The organism is Bacillus sp. CGMCC 1.60114 (genome assembly GCF_042676365.1).
GTDB lineage: Bacteria > Bacillota > Bacilli > Bacillales > Bacillaceae_G > Bacillus_A > Bacillus_A rhizoplanae_A.
In genome coordinates this window covers 1,885-20,236 of sequence record NZ_JBHTHG010000119.1, presented here as the reverse complement: position 1 = coordinate 20,236, position 18,352 = coordinate 1,885, and the positions used below count along the sequence as shown (strand labels likewise).

At 36.1% G+C, this 18,352-nt stretch carries 20 protein-coding genes, 1 tRNA gene and 4 riboswitches; of the genes, 2 read left to right on the top strand and 19 right to left on the bottom strand.

Annotation, left to right across the window (positions count from 1 at the left end; genetic code table 11):
• Window positions 1-11: 11 nt before the first annotated feature.
• From kdpB to tenA, 16 genes are all read right to left on the bottom strand, one after another.
• On the bottom strand, window positions 12-2,111 hold the full coding sequence (kdpB, locus tag ACFQZ1_RS25600; RefSeq protein ID WP_377885009.1) for a potassium-transporting ATPase subunit KdpB: 2,100 nt from the start codon (window positions 2,109-2,111) through the stop codon (window positions 12-14).
• Window positions 2,112-2,124: 13 nt separating this feature from the next.
• Window positions 2,125-3,792 (bottom strand): potassium-transporting ATPase subunit KdpA, encoded by a 1,668-nt coding sequence (kdpA, locus tag ACFQZ1_RS25595; RefSeq protein ID WP_377885008.1) that lies wholly within the window; start codon window positions 3,790-3,792, stop codon window positions 2,125-2,127.
• Window positions 3,793-3,811: 19 nt separating this feature from the next.
• Entirely contained in the window at window positions 3,812-3,892 is an 81-nt protein-coding gene (gene kdpF / locus ACFQZ1_RS25590) for a K(+)-transporting ATPase subunit F (RefSeq protein WP_336483473.1), read from the bottom strand.
• Window positions 3,892-3,993 (bottom strand): signal peptide protein, encoded by a 102-nt coding sequence (locus tag ACFQZ1_RS25585; RefSeq protein ID WP_377885007.1) that lies wholly within the window; start codon window positions 3,991-3,993, stop codon window positions 3,892-3,894. Before ACFQZ1_RS25585 ends, kdpF begins: the two co-directional genes overlap by 1 nt.
• Before the next feature lie 98 nt (window positions 3,994-4,091).
• A riboswitch (cyclic di-AMP (ydaO/yuaA leader) is annotated at window positions 4,092-4,235 on the bottom strand.
• Between the two features lie 240 nt (window positions 4,236-4,475).
• A complete protein-coding gene (locus ACFQZ1_RS25580; RefSeq protein WP_377885006.1) occupies window positions 4,476-4,712 on the bottom strand; it encodes a hypothetical protein in 237 nt (78 codons plus the stop codon).
• 17 nt (window positions 4,713-4,729) lie between these two features.
• Window positions 4,730-5,131: a hypothetical protein gene (locus tag ACFQZ1_RS25575; protein WP_377885005.1), complete on the bottom strand. Its 402-nt coding sequence runs from the start codon at window positions 5,129-5,131 to the stop codon at window positions 4,730-4,732.
• A gap of 93 nt (window positions 5,132-5,224) precedes the next feature.
• A riboswitch (cyclic di-AMP (ydaO/yuaA leader) is annotated at window positions 5,225-5,371 on the bottom strand.
• Window positions 5,372-5,466: 95 nt separating this feature from the next.
• Window positions 5,467-6,279: a bifunctional hydroxymethylpyrimidine kinase/phosphomethylpyrimidine kinase gene (thiD, locus tag ACFQZ1_RS25570; protein ID WP_377885004.1), complete on the bottom strand. Its 813-nt coding sequence runs from the start codon at window positions 6,277-6,279 to the stop codon at window positions 5,467-5,469.
• Window positions 6,280-6,293: 14 nt separating this feature from the next.
• On the bottom strand, window positions 6,294-7,313 hold the full coding sequence (locus ACFQZ1_RS25565; RefSeq protein ID WP_377885003.1) for a thiazole biosynthesis adenylyltransferase ThiF: 1,020 nt from the start codon (window positions 7,311-7,313) through the stop codon (window positions 6,294-6,296).
• Complete coding sequence (locus ACFQZ1_RS25560; RefSeq protein ID WP_377885002.1) at window positions 7,306-8,076, bottom strand: thiazole synthase; 771 nt, start codon at window positions 8,074-8,076, stop codon at window positions 7,306-7,308. Before ACFQZ1_RS25560 ends, ACFQZ1_RS25565 begins: the two co-directional genes overlap by 8 nt.
• Before the next feature lie 2 nt (window positions 8,077-8,078).
• Complete coding sequence (thiS, locus tag ACFQZ1_RS25555; protein WP_377885001.1) at window positions 8,079-8,282, bottom strand: sulfur carrier protein ThiS; 204 nt, start codon at window positions 8,280-8,282, stop codon at window positions 8,079-8,081.
• Between the two features lie 15 nt (window positions 8,283-8,297).
• The gene (gene thiO, locus ACFQZ1_RS25550; protein WP_377885000.1) at window positions 8,298-9,407 is read right to left on the bottom strand and encodes a glycine oxidase ThiO; all 1,110 of its coding nucleotides are present in this window, start codon (window positions 9,405-9,407) and stop codon (window positions 8,298-8,300) included.
• Window positions 9,391-10,020, bottom strand: a complete 630-nt coding sequence (gene tenI, locus ACFQZ1_RS25545) for a thiazole tautomerase TenI (protein WP_377884999.1) — start codon at window positions 10,018-10,020, stop codon at window positions 9,391-9,393. Before tenI ends, thiO begins: the two co-directional genes overlap by 17 nt.
• A gap of 10 nt (window positions 10,021-10,030) precedes the next feature.
• Entirely contained in the window at window positions 10,031-11,032 is a 1,002-nt protein-coding gene (locus ACFQZ1_RS25540; RefSeq protein ID WP_377884998.1) for an ABC transporter substrate-binding protein, read from the bottom strand.
• The gene (locus tag ACFQZ1_RS25535) at window positions 11,029-11,781 is read right to left on the bottom strand and encodes an ABC transporter permease (protein ID WP_377884997.1); all 753 of its coding nucleotides are present in this window, start codon (window positions 11,779-11,781) and stop codon (window positions 11,029-11,031) included. The genes ACFQZ1_RS25540 and ACFQZ1_RS25535 overlap by 4 nt, the downstream gene beginning before the upstream one ends.
• Window positions 11,778-12,527 carry an ABC transporter ATP-binding protein gene (locus ACFQZ1_RS25530; protein ID WP_377884996.1) on the bottom strand — a complete coding sequence of 250 codons (750 nt, stop codon included), beginning with the start codon at window positions 12,525-12,527 and terminating at the stop codon, window positions 11,778-11,780. Before ACFQZ1_RS25530 ends, ACFQZ1_RS25535 begins: the two co-directional genes overlap by 4 nt.
• Window positions 12,496-13,191 (bottom strand): thiaminase II, encoded by a 696-nt coding sequence (gene tenA, locus ACFQZ1_RS25525; protein ID WP_377884994.1) that lies wholly within the window; start codon window positions 13,189-13,191, stop codon window positions 12,496-12,498. Before tenA ends, ACFQZ1_RS25530 begins: the two co-directional genes overlap by 32 nt.
• 81 nt (window positions 13,192-13,272) lie before the next feature.
• Window positions 13,273-13,373: riboswitch (TPP riboswitch) on the bottom strand.
• Window positions 13,374-13,432: 59 nt separating this feature from the next.
• A riboswitch (TPP riboswitch) is annotated at window positions 13,433-13,540 on the bottom strand.
• Between the two features lie 409 nt (window positions 13,541-13,949).
• On the opposite strand from tenA, the gene ACFQZ1_RS25520 reads away from it, so the two are divergent.
• Together ACFQZ1_RS25520 and ACFQZ1_RS25515 are read left to right on the top strand one after the other, a co-directional pair.
• Complete coding sequence (locus tag ACFQZ1_RS25520) at window positions 13,950-15,116, top strand: SH3 domain-containing protein (protein WP_377884993.1); 1,167 nt, start codon at window positions 13,950-13,952, stop codon at window positions 15,114-15,116.
• 6 nt (window positions 15,117-15,122) lie between these two features.
• Complete coding sequence (locus ACFQZ1_RS25515; protein ID WP_377884992.1) at window positions 15,123-15,458, top strand: hypothetical protein; 336 nt, start codon at window positions 15,123-15,125, stop codon at window positions 15,456-15,458.
• Window positions 15,459-15,776: 318 nt separating this feature from the next.
• Here ACFQZ1_RS25515 and ACFQZ1_RS25510 read toward each other — a convergent pair whose 3' ends face one another.
• From ACFQZ1_RS25510 to ACFQZ1_RS25500, 3 genes are all read right to left on the bottom strand, one after another.
• Window positions 15,777-16,928: a DUF3965 domain-containing protein gene (locus tag ACFQZ1_RS25510; protein WP_377884991.1), complete on the bottom strand. Its 1,152-nt coding sequence runs from the start codon at window positions 16,926-16,928 to the stop codon at window positions 15,777-15,779.
• Window positions 16,929-17,243: 315 nt separating this feature from the next.
• Complete coding sequence (locus tag ACFQZ1_RS25505) at window positions 17,244-17,663, bottom strand: CBS domain-containing protein (RefSeq protein WP_377884990.1); 420 nt, start codon at window positions 17,661-17,663, stop codon at window positions 17,244-17,246.
• 617 nt (window positions 17,664-18,280) lie between these two features.
• A tRNA-Glu gene (locus tag ACFQZ1_RS25500) sits at window positions 18,281-18,352 on the bottom strand.

Here is an 18,352-nt window from a genome sequence, read left to right as displayed (position 1 = left end):
TCCCCTTTTCCTTAAATGAACAGCCCTACAATCATGTCAATCAGCTTAATACCAATGAATGGAACAATCATTCCACCAAGTCCATAGATAAGTAAATTACGTCCTAACAATGCATTAGAGCTCATCGGTTTATAAGCAATTCCTCTCATCGCTAACGGAATAAGCAGCGGGATAATAATCGCGTTAAAAATAAGCGCTGATAAAATGGCTGATAACGGTGAATGTAATTTCATAACATTCAAAGCTTCCATTTGTGGAATTGCCAATGTAAACATTGCTGGAATAATCGCAAAGTATTTAGCAATATCATTGGCGATACTAAATGTTGTTAATGCACCGCGTGTCATTAATAGCTGCTTACCAATTCCTACAACCTCAATAATTTTCGTTGGGTTTGAATCTAAGTCAATCATATTTGCTGCTTCTTTTGCTGCTGCAGTACCGCTATTCATCGCCAGACCAACATCCGCCTGTGCTAAGGCCGGTGCATCATTTGTACCATCACCAGTCATGGCAACAAGCTTTCCTTTTTCTTGCTCTGCTTTTATTACTGCAATTTTATCTTCCGGCTTACATTCTGCTACAAATTCATCCACACCTGCTTCTTTTGCAATTGTTGCGGCAGTAAGTGGATTATCACCTGTACACATTACTGTTTTAATTCCCATTTGACGAAGCTGTTCAAATCGTTCGCGCATACCTGGTTTGACAGTATCTTTTAAATAAATTAATCCGTAAATACGATTATTCGCTGCAACTGCAAGTGGTGTACCACCTTCTTTTGCAATTAAATCAGCTTTTTGATTTAAGTCTTTCGGAATTGTACCGCCTTGTGATTGTACCCATTCAAGTACAGCACCAACTGCACCTTTTCGTACTTTTGTACCATCTACTAAGTCAACACCGCTCATTCGTGTCTCGGCTTTAAATGGAACAAACTCACCTTGCTCAGCAAGTGTACTGTTATAAGAGAATGCTTTTGATTGTACGTATTCAATAACCGAACGTCCTTCTGGTGTTTCATCTAACACGGAGCTAAGCGCTGCCCATTTTGCAACTTGTTCAATTGTTTCATTTCCCACTGGCAAAAGCGTGTGCGCCATACGATTACCGAATGTAATCGTACCTGTTTTATCTAAAATAATTGTATTAATATCACCCGCTGCTTCAACTGCTTTACCACTCATTGCTAAAACGTTAAACTTCGTTACACGGTCCATACCTGCAATCCCAATTGCGGATAACAAACCACCAATTGTTGTTGGAATTAAACAAACAAGAAGTGCAACTAGTATAGACGTATCAATTTGAAAACCAAGATAATTCGTAAAGATTGGTAACGTAACAACAACGATTAAGAAAATAAGTGTTAAACTCGTTAATACAGTGTTCAGAGCAATTTCATTTGGTGTTTTTTGACGAGATGCTCCTTCTACTAAAGAAATCATTTTATCTAAGAAAGATTCACCAGGATTACTCGTAATTTGAATTGTAATTTCATCACTAACAACGATCGTACCACCTGTAACGGAGCAAAAATCACCGCCAGCCTCTTTCATAACTGGTGCAGATTCCCCTGTAATAGCTGATTCATCAACAGATGCTAATCCGCGAATAACTTCCCCGTCACTTGGAATCATTTCGCCTTGCTTTACAATAACAACGTCGCCTTTTCTCAGTTCAGTTGCTGAAACTTGAACAACATTTCCATTCTCTCTTATTACATTTGCAAATACATCTTTTTTAGATTGTTTTAACGAATCAGCTTGCGCTTTTCCCCGTCCTTCTGCCAATGCTTCTGCAAAATTAGCAAACAAGACAGTGAATAATAGAATAAGAGAAACCGTTATATTGAACCACCCTGGTATATTTTTAGATACATTCGGTAGAAATGATAAAATCAACGTTAGGAAAAATCCAATTTCCACCACGAACATAATAGGATTTTTCACCATAACTCGCGGATCCAATTTTACAAACGCTTCTTTTATGGCATGTGTAATAATGTCATGATCCATTGTTTTTGCTTGTCTTACTTCATCTTCTGCTCCCATTTTTGGTGATGCAATCGATTGATTTGGTTGTTTATCTTTTACCACTACAGGTTTCATCATTTACCCTCCATTACTTCAATGTAAGAAATTCTGCGATTGGCCCTAACACTAACATTGGGAAGAACGTCAATGCTCCAACAATTACGATTGTTCCAATGAAAATGCCCCCAAATAAACTATTATCTGTACGGAATGTTCCGATTGTTTCTGGTACTACCTTTTTCTCTTTTAATGAAGACGCTACAGCCAACATTGTAATTAAGCTGAAATAACGTCCCAAGAACATCACGATACCAGTCGTAATATTCCAAAATGCTGTGTTGTCTCCTAAACCTTCAAAACCTGAACCATTATTCGCAGCCGAGGAAGTATACTCATATACAACTTGTGTTAAGCCATGAAATCCTGAATTCGAAATCGCATCTGTTCCTAAATGAGTTGAAAATGCCAACGCTGAAAATCCTAAAATAAGTAAAGGATGAAATAGTATTGTTACCGCAATCAATTTCATTTCCTTGCCTTCAATCTTTTTCCCTAAAAATTCTGGTGTACGTCCAACCATTAATCCCGATATAAAGACAGCGATCATTGCGTACATAATAATATTGACAAAACCTGCGCCAACTCCGCCAAACACTGTGTTTAACATCATATTTACAAGTGGTACCAATCCACCAATTGGCGTTAACGTATCATGCATGGTATCAACAGCACCTGTTTCCGCTGCAGTTGTTACAGTAGCATACAGTGAAGAAAATACTGTTCCAAATCGAACTTCTTTCCCTTCCATACTGCCTTGATTATGCTGCATACCCATTTGATTTAACGCTGGATTTCCATGTAATTCTGCCGTCACAATTGTTGCAAATCCCATTAAAAACACAATGAATAGAGAAGCGAAAAGAACACGTCCTTGTTTTTTATTCCCAACCATTCTTCCATACGTAAATGGTAAAGCTGTTGGTAACAGCATCATCAGCATCATTTGTAAAATGTTACTTATTTGACCTGGGTTTTCAAATGGATGCGCCGAATTTGCTCCGAAAAATCCTCCGCCATTGTTTCCTAATTCCTTAATAGAAACGAAAGAAGCAACTGGACCACGTAATATGCTTTGTTTTGCCCCTTCAATTGTATGAGCTGTAACGGCTCCGTCCAACGTTTGCGGTACACCAAGAGCAACGAAAACCAACGCAGCCACAAACGCGATTGGAAGAAAAACCCTTGTTAAAGCACGTATAAAATCTACGAAGAAGTTCCCAAGTTCCTTACCTGCTAACCCTCTTATAAAAGCCATTACAAGCGCTAATGTTGTTGCTGGCGCTGTGAACATTAAAAACGTAATCGCGATTAATTGTGATAAGTACGATAAACCATTCTCGCCGCTATAATGCTGTAAATTTGTATCTGCCATAAAACTAATAGCTGTATTAAAAGCAAGCGTAGGCTCCATGCCTTTAACATGAGCTGGATTTAATGGCAGCACGCCTTGTAAGCGAAATATGAAATATACGACAACAATCATAAAACCATTAAGAGCAACTAATGATAGTGCGTATTGCTTCCAACTCTGGTTATAAGGCTTAATACCCGAGATTTTGAAGATGATTTTTTCAACAGGGCCAAATATCTTGTCTAATTTACGATTCCCTTGGAACGCCTTCTCTAAATAAATCCCCATTGGTTTTGCAACAAGAACAAATAATAGCATTGTAATCAAAACTGCAATCCAAACCATAATAAACGCTTCCCCCTAATTAAAACTTTTCTGGATTTAGTAACGCATAAACTAAGTACACAGTAAGTGCGGCAACAATAATAAATACTGCAATACTCATTACTTCTTCCCTTCCTTCACAACATGATCCGACCATCTTGCAAGAGCAATCATTGATCCAACTAACACGATTAAAATCCCTATCATAGCGATATCTAACATTATCCATCCCTCACTAAATGTAAAATTTTACCATTAAGAGCATAAAAAAGAACACTGAGGATCTACTCAGTGTTCGAAAATGAACAACACAAAAGTAAACCTCCTCTCCAAACGCTTACGAGGTTAGCTGTCGGATTCGGGCCTAAAGAGTAGCCCTACTTTCGTCATGAAAGATTCACCCCAAGTGACAATGCACAAAATTGGTTCCCCCGCTCCATTTCTGGACTCAGCGATATCAGGTTGTTTTTTGGAAATTTTATGAACAATTTATGAAAGTAAATATACTCCTCTAAATTTCACTTGTAAAGAGGTGAAATAGCTAAAATATGAAAATATAAGACCTGTTAAACGCTTACATTAATGGAAAATACTCTTTTATCATCCTTTTTCTTTTGTTTTCTTCTTTTTTCATGAAATAGACATTCTTTTGCAAATTTAAAACAAAAAGGTTATCTCAATACATGAGATAACCTTCAAAATAATTAATCTAAATCATGAAAAAACGAACGTAAATTACGCCCCCTAACATATACTTGCACTAATTCTGCATGTTGTTTTTCATATTCGATAATGTCTTGCTCTAAATATAAACAAATATCTTCTGGTGGAAGAATTACAGATGGCTTCGGAAAAATTGGATCATATTCAACTAGCTCATGTACTCGTTCTAATGATAGAGCCCAGCGCGTTGCTAAATCACGACAAAGGAATATTTTCATATTCGTTTCCTCCGCTCCTACTCTAAAATCAAAAACGAAATGTTATCACAAGTTGTAAACACTACTAAGTTAGCTCCAATGGCTTCATAGAGGTGCTTTCGATATTGTTTATTTCGCGTGACAACCGTAATAGGTGCATGAAAAGAAAAGTGAATACGCTCCGCAAAAAAACTAATTGTGGATAATTCATCTCCTAGCAAAATCACTCTTTTAATTCCTTTACACATTTTTACAATTATTCTTGCATCATTTGGACAGCAATACGCTTGCTGAAATCCACAAGCTTTCACTTCATTAACCATATGCTCATTCTCTGTGAAAATGATTATTTTACTTTGTAAAGGCGCTAAACTTTGTAAACTCTTAATTTTTTCCGCTTCTCCTACACAAATGAGTGTGTACTCTTTCTCCTCATCCATGTATTTCATCCTCCCCGTCTAAAATAATTTTAAATTATGTTATTAAAATTATTTTAGACTAGTCGGACCGATGAATTGATGTATTCATTTGCATCATCCTCCCTCAATACGCTTACGGAGTTAGCTGTCGGATTCGGGCTTTGAGAGTAGCCCTACTTTCTCTAAGAAAGATTCACCCCTAGTGACAATGCACAAAATTGGTTCCTCCGCTCCAGATTCTGGATTAAGCGTTCTAGAAAAATAGATTCTGGCTGATATAGTACTCCTAATTTTGGAAAAAGTAAACAAGAAAAAAGCCAGTTTTTTCAACTGGCTTCCCTAAATAAAGTACATATTTATACATTTATACTTCTACGTCCATAAGCAAAATGATTCGTTGGTCCGTGTCCACTACCAATGTTCAGTTCGTCTTCAATTGCTATACTAATAAAATATTTCGCTTCACGAACCGCTTCTTCAATCTCATAACCTTTTGCTAATCCTGCCGTTACAGCTGCGGCAAATGTACATCCGCTTCCGTGTGTTTGCGTAGAATCTATGCGTTCACTTCTGTACTCAACAAATGTGCTGCCATCAAACAATAAGTCTATTACTTCATTTCCTTGATATGCGGCATGCCCGCCTTTCATAACAACAAACTTTGCACCTAAATTATGCAATACTTTCGCAGCTTCTTTACTATCTTCAATCGTATGAATCTTCATTCCTGTTAACACTTCTGCTTCTGGAACATTTGGAGTAATTACCGTTGCAAGGGGCAATAAATATTCTTTTAATGCAGCAACAGCTTCTTGTTGTAGTAAAGATGCTCCGCCTTTTGCAATCATAACAGGATCTAACACAATATTATTCCACGAAAATGATTTAATGTTTTCAGCTACGATTTTAATAATTTCACTACTAAATAACATGCCAAGTTTTACTGCATCTGGCGTTAAATCCGCGCCGATAGAATGTAACTGTTCTTGAATACCTTCCACTGGAACAGGATATACTCCTTGTACGCCAAGTGTATTTTGTGCAGTAATCGCTGTAATTGCAGTCATTCCATACACACCGAGCTCTTGAAACGTTTTTAAATCAGCTTGAATACCTGCACCGCCGCCGCTATCAGAGCCAGCAATTGTTAATGCTTTATTCACTTTCATTGCACTCACCCTTTTTAACCAAAGTAACGATGGTAAATTGTTTTTGCTTCTGCAATATCTTTTGTGCCATGTACAAGCACACGGCCGTCTTGAAATGCTACTAACCGTTTATCATCAACAGAAAACGATAATAAATACGGATTAACTGTTAAATCCATTACACGATCTTGCAGCAGATTTTTATACATAGAAAGATCGAACTGTTCTTTATATGGCGGACGAATTTGCACTGTATTTCTGCCGCATAAAACAGCTGTCTTAGAAGTATTTTCTTTACTTAAATACGGATAAACTGCTTCCTCTCCGCATGATAAACATTGTTTTTTTCTCAATTTCTGTACATTCATACATGAATATTCATTTTTCCATACATCAAATGAAACGAGTCCATCGCGAAGGGCTTCATAATCCCCTACTAAAATCTTTAATGCCTCTGCAATTTGATGCGATACAACGATTGATACAGCAGGTGAAATAATCCCTGCTGTATCACATGTCGCTCCGCCAAGCGGAATAGATTCTAGTAAACAAGATAAACATGGTGTCTTTCCGGGTAAAATTGTATAAGAAAGACCGTAACTACCGACACAGGCTCCATAAATCCATGGCACTGAATGTTTTTGTGATATATCATTTACAATAAAACGGGTCTCAAAATTATCTGTTGCATCGATAATAAGATCTACACCTGTAACAAGTTCCTCTAGTTCCTCTGCTGTTACATCTTGTACGTAAGCTTCTACAACTACACCGCTATTAATAGCCTGTAAGCGGCGCTTTGCTGCCACTGCTTTCGGTAAATTATTTTGTACATCTTCCTCACAATATAACTGTTGGCGCTGCAAATTACTCCAATCAATGTAATCGCGATCAACAATCGTCACTTTGCCAACTCCAGCGCGAACAAGCATCTCTGCATTTGCACTACCAAGCGCTCCTGCACCGATAATGAATACATGTTTTTCTCTTATTTTTTGCTGTCCTTCTTCTCCAATTGGAGAAAACAACACTTGACGGGAATATCGACTATTCAAGAATACTCATTCCTTCTAACGGGCTACTTGCAGTTGCACAGCGCTTACGTGCAATACGTCCTGCTTCAAAACCTAATCGACCTGCATGAATACCAAGTTTCATTGCTTCTGCCATTTTCACAGGATCCTTCGCTCCAGAAACAGCTGTATTCAATAAAACACCATCTGCGCCTAATTCCATCGCAAACGCTGCGTCAGCTGGACTACCGATACCAGCATCAACAATAACTGGAACAGTTGCTTGCTCAATAATAAAGCTTAAATTTAACGGATTTACAATACCAAGACCAGAACCGATTGGTGATGCACCTGGCATAATTGCATGAACACCTAATTCTTGTAATTTACGTGCTAACACAACATCATCAGACGTATACGGCAGAACAATAAACCCTTCTTTTAATAACATTTCGGATGCTTTTAACGTTTCGACTGGATCTGGCAATAACGTTTTATCATCACCGATTACTTCTACTTTAATCATGTCACATAATCCTGATGCTTTTGCTAGTTTCGCAATGCGCACTGCTTCTTCTGCTGTTTTTGCCCCTGCTGTATTTGGAAGAAGTGTATACTTTGTTACATCAATTTTTTCTAGTAAATTCGGTTGCTCTGCATCAAAAATATCCATACGACGCACAGCAAATGTTAAAATTTCTGCTTCTGATACTTCAATTGCTTTTTTCTGTACATCAAAATCAGAAAATTTCCCTGTTCCTAATAACAGTCTAGAATGAAAAGTAAATGGTCCAATCTTTAACATAATCAACCGCCTCCTACGAATGTTACAATTTCAATTTGATCTCCATCAAAAACAGATGTATCTTGATGATCATCCTTTTGTAAAATGTCTTGATTGCGTTCTACAACAACAATTTTCATCTCTAACCCTAAATGAGCAAGCAAATCAGCTACCGTTTTAACTTCACTTGGCACCTCTACTTGCCTACCGTTAATTTTTAAGTTCAATCTTTCATCCCCTTACTAAATAGATTGTGAAAGCAATGAATCTAGTAAACGATTATCTTGCTTTCCGTCTATAAGATCAGCCATATATTGACCCGAAACTGGACTTAATAAAATTCCATTTCGATAATGGCCAGTACAAGCATATAAACCCGTAATTTCTTCATGCATACCGATATACGGCATACTATGATTTGATTGTGGACGTAATCCTGCCCATGCACTTTCCCATTCTGCTTCTTTTAATGCTGGAAGGATACTATAAGCACGCTCTAATATAGAAGTAATACTTTCTGGACGTACGGCTTTGTTATATGTATGAGGTTTCATTGTTGCCCCAATGACATAACGTCCACCGCGTTTTGGTGCAATATAAAATCGCTCCTGAAAAATAGGGGCTTGTAGTAGCGGCTTACGACTGCGCACCGCAACAACCTCACCTTTAACAGGGTATGTCCCCCACTCACTATGAAAATATCCTAGTAATTTTGTACTCCATGAACCTCCAGCAATTACTACTTTTTCACATGAGATTGTTCCTTCTGTTGTAAATAATCCTGTTACTTGATTATCCTTAATTTGAATATCAAACACTTCAGTTTCTTCATATATATCCGTTCCAGATATCGCAGCAGAGTGGGCAAATGCTTTTGTCAGCTCAGGTGCGATTACATGGCCATCTTTTGGATGATATACCGCTCCAATAATAGAAGAGGATAAACATGGTTCCTTTTCGCGCAGCTCTTCACCTGAAATAAAATGTGACTCCTCTCCTGTCTCCTGCTGCCATTTCATAATATGAAGAAGCCGTGCGCACTCTTCTTCATTTTGAGCAATGCGATAAATTCCTTTTTCTTCATAGCCTATATCAATTCCGGTTTTCTCACGTAATACACTTGCAAGCTGTGGAAACATCGCGCGGCTTTGCCTACCTAATTCAAACAGCGGATCGTATTCATCCCATTCTGCCTGTACACCTAGTAACCCGGCGGCTGCTTTAGAAGCTTCAGAAGCAATCTTTTGTTTTTCAATGATGGCAACTTTATAACCTCTTTCAGCAAGAAAATGTGCAACTGAACTTCCGATTACACCGCCTCCAACGATGGCAACATCATATATTTTTTTCATGATTTCTCGCCCACTTTCGTATCATTTCCTTATATAACTTCGCTTGCTCATTCGGTTTTACTGCACTTAAAATTCCGGACATAATTGCAATACCAGTGGCCCCGGTGCCAAGTACTTCTGCAGTATTATCAGGAGTAATCCCTCCAATAGCAGTAATCGGGATTGTTAAATGTTTTGCTATTTCTGTAATTTCTTCTAATCCTCTTGGCGGGACCCCTTTTTTGGAGTTTGTTTGAAACAAATGTCCATACATAAGAGAATCCGCACCGCTTTTAAAAGCAGCAATAGCTTCTTCAAGTGAATGAACAGAATAACCAACATGTAAATAAGAAAACTTTTCTTTTACAAATCTTATATCAGCGCTGCGATAGCCAAGCTGTACACGTCTAATATTTAATAAAATTGCAATATCAATTCGATCATTGATTACAAGCTTAGAAGGAGGAAAACCCTTATTTAAGAGCTTTTCCACACCTTCATACAACTCCTTCGTACTTTTCTCCCGCTCACGAATGTGCAAATAATCTATTTCACTTTCAATATCAGTTGCTATATTTGCTAGCTCTTCAAATGACATACGACCATTTGATATGACGTGAAGCTCATCTTTCATATACATTCGCCTACTTTAAAATGTTTTCAAACAACTCGTTTGCCGGAACAATTTCTTTTGCCATTCCTTTTTCTTTCAACCACTTATTTTGTTTTTCCCATGAATCTGCTGTATCTGATAAGAATGGTTCATCTTTTGTTTCCATTTTATCCAATAAAATTTTCATACTTTCTTTTTCAACTTCTGGAATCAGCGGGAAATTTTCTTTTTCTTGATGGTTTAATAAAATGTTTAATGCTTCATCTGGATTTTTCTTCGTAAACTCATAACCTTTATTCGCCCCGCGTAAAAAGGCTTGCAATGTCGCCTTATCTTTCTTCAATGTTTTATCGCCTGTTACAAATACAAGTTCATGATAATTTGGTACACCGTAATCTGCTGGATTGAAATATGCTGGTTCATAACCTTCATGACGCATTACTGGTACTTCATGATTAATATATGCGCCTGTAACAGCATCTACTTTTTTCGTAGTAAGGGCCGGTACTAAATCAAAGCCAACATCAACTACTTTTACGTTATCTGGATTTCCACCATCTTCTTTAATCATCGTTTTTAAATACTCTTCACTTAACGGTGTTCCTGAATACCCAACCGTTTTTCCTTCTAAATCTTTTGGCGAAGAAATGCCAGCTGATTTTAGCGACACAACATGATTTAAAGGTGAACGAACAACTGCCCCGATAGATTTCACCGGAATGTTTTCATTTGCTCTAGCAATAACCACATCCGGCTGATAGTATAATCCAACCGTTACTTTTCCTGCCGCAGCTAACGTTAATGGATCAGTTGGATTTGAAGGAAATTTAACATTTACCTTTATACCTTCTTCTTTAAAATAACCTTTTTCAATTGCCGCATAAATAAAGCTATGCACTGCATTTGGATACCAATCAAGCATTACGGTTACTTCTTTTTCACCTTTCTTCTTTTCTGATGCCGAGTTGCTAGAACACCCTGCAATCATCGCAATTAATAAAGTAAACACAAAAATGCGTTTTAATAATTTCATGAATGCTTCCTCCAACTAATAAACTTCTTCTCTAATATAGAAATGAATAATACAAAGAAAATAGCAAGTAATGACAATAAGACAATTGGTGCAAATACACCTGCACCATCCATTTGTGTCATCATTCGTTTACTAAAATAACCAAGTCCCGCTTGCGCCCCAAGCCATTCTCCCATTGCTGCCCCAATAACACTGAATGGCACAGCCACCTTCAAAGCAGAGAAAAAATATGGGAGTGCGGATGGCAATTTTAATTTTAAGAAAATGTCTTTTTTTGTTGCACCATATGTAATCAAAAGCTCTTCCCATTCCTTTTTCGTACTGCGGAGGCCATCATACGTATTCACCGCAATTGGGAAGAACGTAATAAGTACTGTGACAACAACCTTACTCCAAATAGAGTAGCCAAACCATAAAACAAATAACGGTGCCAAAGCTGTAATTGGAATTGTTTGTGAAGCAACTAATAATGGATAAAATGCTTTCTCAGCAAATGAGCTCATACTCATCATCATTGCTAAACTAACACCTAATACAACGGAAATGACAATACCGATAACTGTAACAGAAAGAGTTGCTGGTAAATGCACTGTAAGCAATATATCCCGCAAATCCCATATTTTTCGAACAATGGCACTTGGGGAGGGTAAAATGTACATTTCATCAAGAATCCTCGCTCCTACTTCCCAACCGATAAGAAAAATAGCAGTAACAATAAAAGCTGGAACATAGTCTACAATTCTTTTCATACAAGTACCTGCCGTTGTAACATCCCAATGAGCTCATCTTTTAACGCCAACATTTCCGGGCGATGCAAATCCATTCGAGATCGTTCTTGTCCAAGAGGTACAATCCGTTCTGTCAATGATGTAATGGGCTGCTCTGTTACGATAAAAATACGATTGGAAAGATAAAGCGCTTCCTCAACATCATGTGTAATAAATACAATCGTTTTTTGCCAATGCTTCCATTGTTCAAACAACCACTCCTGCAGAGATGCTTTCGTCAATGCATCGAGTGCACTAAATGGTTCATCTAATAGTAAAAGATCACCGCCCGTTAACAACGTACGAATAAAAGATACACGTTGACGCATTCCACCTGATAAATCTTTTGGCTGTTTATTTTCATACCCTTGCAGTCCAAACTGCTCCAATAATTTTTGTGCTTGCATTTGTGCTTCTTTTTTCTTCACACCTTGACATTCAAGAGGCAATGCTGCATTTTCGATAATCGTTCGCCATGGAAGTAACATATCTTTTTGTGGCATATATCCAACAGGGTGATTCGTTTCTCCTATTACATCAACAGTGCCCTCGTTTGCTTTCTCGAGCCCTGTAATGAGCCGAAACAATGTACTTTTCCCGCAGCCACTCGGACCAATAATACTAACGAATTCTCCTTGTTGTACTGCAGCATCAAGATTCGCTATAATCTGCTTCTCATCATAATGAAAGGAAACATTATGAAATTGTAGTATGTTCTTGCTCCTCAAAACCCCACATCTCCTTACGATATGCCATATCCCAGAATAAATATTCAAAACGACTGGAATATAAGAAGATTTCTTCTAAACGATTTAATTCTTCTTCTGTTTTCCCAATTGTAATTTCATTAAATAGATCAATTAACCATACACAAAGATTTCCGTATTCTTCAGAGCTATACCCTTGAATCCATTCACCAAAAAATTCGTGGTCGCGTGCTCCTGGAATATCATTTAAACGCTTTCCAATTTCCCAATAACTCCACATACACGGAAGCAACGCTGCAATTAACTCAGCAAGTGTACCGTTCTGTGATACGGACATCATATAGTTTGTATATGCTAGATTCATAGCAGATGGCTTTGCTAATTCCATTTCTTCAACAGAAATTCCTAAACGCTTTGCGTATTGTTTATGAATCGTCATTTCTCCATTTAAAATCCCATCGATTTGTTCAGCAAACTTCGCCATTACTTTTGGGTTTGTTGCTTTTACAACACCGATTGCATATAATTTTGCGTAATCTAACAAATACAAATAATCTTGAACAATATAATATTGAAATCTATCTTTCTCTAACGTTCCATCTCCCATACCCGTTACAAATGGATGATTATGGCTCTTCTCCCAAATAGGTTGTACCTTTTCAAATAACCTTTCACAAAATGTCATCTATATTTCCCCTTCCTATATATTTCTCCAAATAAAAAACCACTTCTATATAAGAAGTGGCCACAGCAAACAAAAAAACTTCATTTGTTGTTTCCACTTCCCTACGCTAGTATCACCTAGATCAGGTTATAAGGGTTAAGGTTTCTACCTCTCTCAGCTTTCAAGCACCCCTAGTGGTGTTCTATTAAATTTTCAATAAAAAATCCCCGTTTCTATGCATAAAGAAACGGGGACGTTATTTACATCGTCCAAATTGCTTCCCTACGCTAGCATCATCTAGATCAGGTTCAAGGGTCAAAGACTACGGTCTTACTCTCAGCTAGCAACACTAGCTCCCCTAGCATTATATTCATTTAACATAGTCAGTATACCATCGCCATATCTCATGGGCAACTCTTTTAAGTTATAAAGTCAAATTTCCATATGTGTTAATTTTAATCCAAAAATGGTCAATTAAACCAAAATACGTCTTATGGGAAGCTTTTCCTCTTAAAACATCTCCTTAAAATATCAATATTTTGAGCGGAATACAGCATCATTCTCTATGTGTTTTGTAAATTTAGAAAAACGCAAATTTCTTTTATCTATTTTCATAATACTAATAAATCTGCTATCCTTTTATTATATGACTTTATAGCTAAAAAAATGTTCATATATTTTTTTTAGTATTACATTTCTATGCACACAAGACAAATTTAATATTGTTATATTATAATTAAGAGTATAACAAATTATTACATAAGGAGGTCTCTAGTTATATGAACATGAAAACCGCAGCAATAACAGCAGCTACTGTCGCAGTCGCTTCTATGCTCCCATCTATGACAGATTCCACTGTACAAACTGTAGCAGCAGAGCAAAAACCAAAAACAAAAATTGGTTATGTAAAAACGAATACATTACAAATGTATTCTAGTCCTAAAGCAACAGATTCTGTTATTGAAAACAGTGTACGTGATACTCCCGTTACAATTCTTGAAACAACAGACGAATGGTATAAAATTCAAACTCAAAATAAAACTGGCTATGTTAAAAAGGAAGCAATTTCTTTAACAAAACCAAGTAATGGTAAGCAACAATATATCGTTAATGCAGATGCATTAAACGTTCGCTCTGAACCAAATACACAATCTGAAATTATTGATGTATTACCAAATGGGAAATTTGTTACTGTTCAAGAAGAAGAAAATGGATGGTATAAAATTATACATAACGGGACAAATGGCTATGTAAAGAAAGAGTTTTTATCTAACGGAACTCAGCCACTAGTAAAAGGAGTTACTGTACAAGGCGGAAGCTCTTATTATGTTGCTACCCCAGCATTAAAAGTACGCAGCGGTGCTGGTACAAATACTGCTGTTATCGGCTCTTTAAAGAATGGAACACAGGTACAAGTCGTTGGACAGGTTGGCACATGGTATAAAATTCGATTCGGATCAGGATATGGCTATGTCGCACAACAATATATACTACAAGGACAACAGAAACAACAACAACAGCAACAAAAACAAGCTAAACCAGCTATTCCAGCTGTCTTTAAATATCCGGCTCAAGGAAAAATAAGCTCAGAATTTGACGTACGTTGGGGACAAATGCACTATGGCGTAGACATTGCATCAACAGGAAATGTTCCAATTCAAGCTGCTGCACCTGGCACTGTTGTTAAGTCTTATTATTCTACAAGCTATGGAAATGTTGTATTTGTTGCCCATTATATAAACGGGAATTTATATACAACTGTATATGCTCATATGAAAAATCGTGCGGTTAAAGTGGGCGATAAAGTAGCAACGGGTCAATTGCTCGGTTATATGGGAAATACAGGACATTCATATGGCCAACACTTACATTTTGAATTGCATAATGGAGAATGGAATTTTGAAAAAACAAATGCAGTAAATCCGCTTCCTTTCCTAGTTAGGTGATGGAAGATGACACGTAATATTCCATTAATTATTGAGTATTTAGCATTTTTCGGTTTAATTTGTTGTTTATTAATTTACAATACAAACATTGTATTTTTAAGCATCACTATTGCATTTGTTGCTTGTGAAGTGCTGATGGAAGTATTCAAAATTCGATTAAAACGACATATTTCACACATATATACTGCACTGTTCATTATAAGCTCCTTAATAACAAACATTATTTTTACTGGCCTACATGCCGCCGCAATTTTTCCGGTATTCTTTATGACTATTCTTCTTATTGTATCTCAATATATATATGTTCCAGAACATCGTAAACATCAATATCAAGAAACATAGAAAGAGGGAAAATGGTGCAACGCTTCTCCATAGCTAGTCTAACAAAATCTTTTTTGGACTCATATGAAAGAATGAATGAATTTTTTGGTATTAAAGAGAATAGAAATAGCCAATTCCTTTTATATGGCATGATTTGTCTCATAATAATTGCTTTTTGTATTTACTATTAAATAAGGATTCCACATAAAGTGGAATCCTTATTTGTATTCTACGCCATTTCTTTTTATTTACTAGATAAAGTATACTTTCTCAAAAAACGAACTTTATTAGTTCACTTAACCATTAGTTAAAAAGCACTAGATTAGTAGAAAATTCACTTTAGCCGCATGCATATTGTTCATAAATAAAACTCAAGTTATATTTTTGCTCTAAATTCATACGCTGCTCATCACTACACCAGTAAAATAAAATGTCGTGTATTGACGCATAGCGCTTATTCTTTAAAAATTGCTTGATAAAGGAAGGAAAACAATTCAGCAATTGTATAAATATATAATGGCGTAGTAGTTCCTCTTTATATCCTATTCCTTTACATATATACATGAGTTCCTCACAATAATATACATGCTGTGGAACTTGAATCATTTCGAAAAATGGAACATATGATAATAATTTTCCAATAAAATGCTCATATTTTTTCATAAATTCAAATGACATATATTCCATTATTTCTTTTATAACAAATAAATAATCATCAACATGAGTTGTCTTTAATGGATTAAGATGATCTGATATTTGTGCAATCACCGCATGCTGACATGCTACAACAGCTCGGCTTGGTTCATAATATGTTAAGAAATCAGTGCATTTTCTATATTTTTTCAATAAATCTAGTGTGTATAAATCATAAATGTATGTATTACAATATATCGCTAAACCCATTAAATTTTCATCTAATTGCTCTTTTGATAATGTCTTTGCTTGCTTACAAAGATATAGAAGCATAAATTCAAACATTTCTTTATGTGACAAAAGTACCTTATACTTTTCAATACACTCTACATTAAATTTTATTCTTTCCCAAATAAAGTAATCATTGCTTTCTAGCTCAGCAACTTTTTGTTTTATTATTAAATAATTCCAAGCAACTACTTGTGTAAACACATCCCATGATTCATACTCTAGAGATGTTTGTACGAATTCTTCTAATCCTTCGGCAACCATAAAACGATACGCCTCTTGATACCACCCTACTTCTTGACATAAACGAACAATTCGAACTAAAGTTGGCATTTCATCTTTATGAAACTTTGGTAAATCATGTAATCTTTTCATTCCATATAAAATAAAAGGAATTAAATTTTCTTTCTTGTAGAATTCTTTTTCTTTCCAAGCCAAAATAGTTCGTTCTTTCCCTTCCCCCTTTGGACGCTCTGGTATAAGCAAAGAGAATAAATCTGCGAAATTTTCCGGCTCTTCATACGCATCCGTAACCAAATTCCAATTAGGTTCGGTTTGCATAAACGTCATATAATTCCCCCCCCGTTTTCTATATGTATGATAAAATACTTATATTTCAATCTACATTAATAATATTACTATATTCAAAATAATATATAATACTTATATTTATTAGTATACCATTTTTTTCATATGATAATAGTTGTTAACAAAAATTTCAAAGGTAATTTACACAAAGTGAAACTTCCATTAGTGGGTTTTGTCATCACCCACTAATGGAAAGCTCTCACCAATTGGGCTTATCCCACATCTATCTGTCTTGAAGTGAGAGTCTTACTGCCCCAAAATAGCGGAATAAAGCACAACATAAAATATTTCTATTGTTTACTTTGTATCCTCTGATATTTCACTTAAGGCAACACCCGCTTGATCATCTGCATACTGAGTTGTTGCTAAATCACCAAGTGATAACATTCCAACAATTTGACCATGCTCAATTACCGGCAATCTTCTGATTTGGTAACGTGCCATTAACTCTGACGCTTTTTCAACAACGTCATCAGGAGACACAGAAACAATTTGGGTTGTCATAATATTTGTAATTTGATTAGAACCTGGATGTTTTTCTGCAATCCCTCTCACAACTAAATCACGGTCTGTTACGAGACCAATAACTTGGTCATTCTCTACAACAGGAATCATTCCTATATCTTCTTCTTTCATTTTCACAGCCGCTTCATATACATTATCTAATGGTGTACAATATACAATATTTGTGCTCATCAATTCTCTAACAGTTGTCATAAGTATATACCCTCCTTTACAAACTTTAGCCTTTCCCATTCTCCTTATTTCCATTCACTCTTCCTGGAAAAATGAACGTAATACAATACACTCTCTGTAAAAACAAAGGAATTTGTTCTTTACTAACGTCGGAGAATTGTCTAAATAGCACCAGCTAAGCTTAGAAATTAGACTTTTAGTCACTGTTCATAGAACTACAAACTAAATGGGTATTCTTAAATATGACAATCCATCTGAGAGAATTAAAATTGATAAGAGAAAATATTGATTTTATCCATCAGTGTAGTGAAAATAATCAATTGATAAAACATAAATAATACTATGTTTTTTTCTAATTACACAAAATGATACAAAATCCTTTATTAATTTACAATAAAAAATAAACTTGCTACTAAAATAAAGGAAAATTCTCATCAATAGGATTTTTTTCATATCTCACTAATTGGGCTCTTATGGATAGTTTCTTTGACTCCTCTGAGTCTTAAGGTAAATTTAGATATAATAAATAGGATAAACATGTTTGTAAGGAGATTATAATCAAGGAAGTAATCATAGTTTGATACAACAAAGAAATTTCAAATAAAAAAGAGTCAGCACGTTGCTGACTCTTTTTTTAGTGACCCGTACGGGATTCGAACCCGTGTTACCGCCGTGAAAGGGCGGTGTCTTAACCACTTGACCAACGGGCC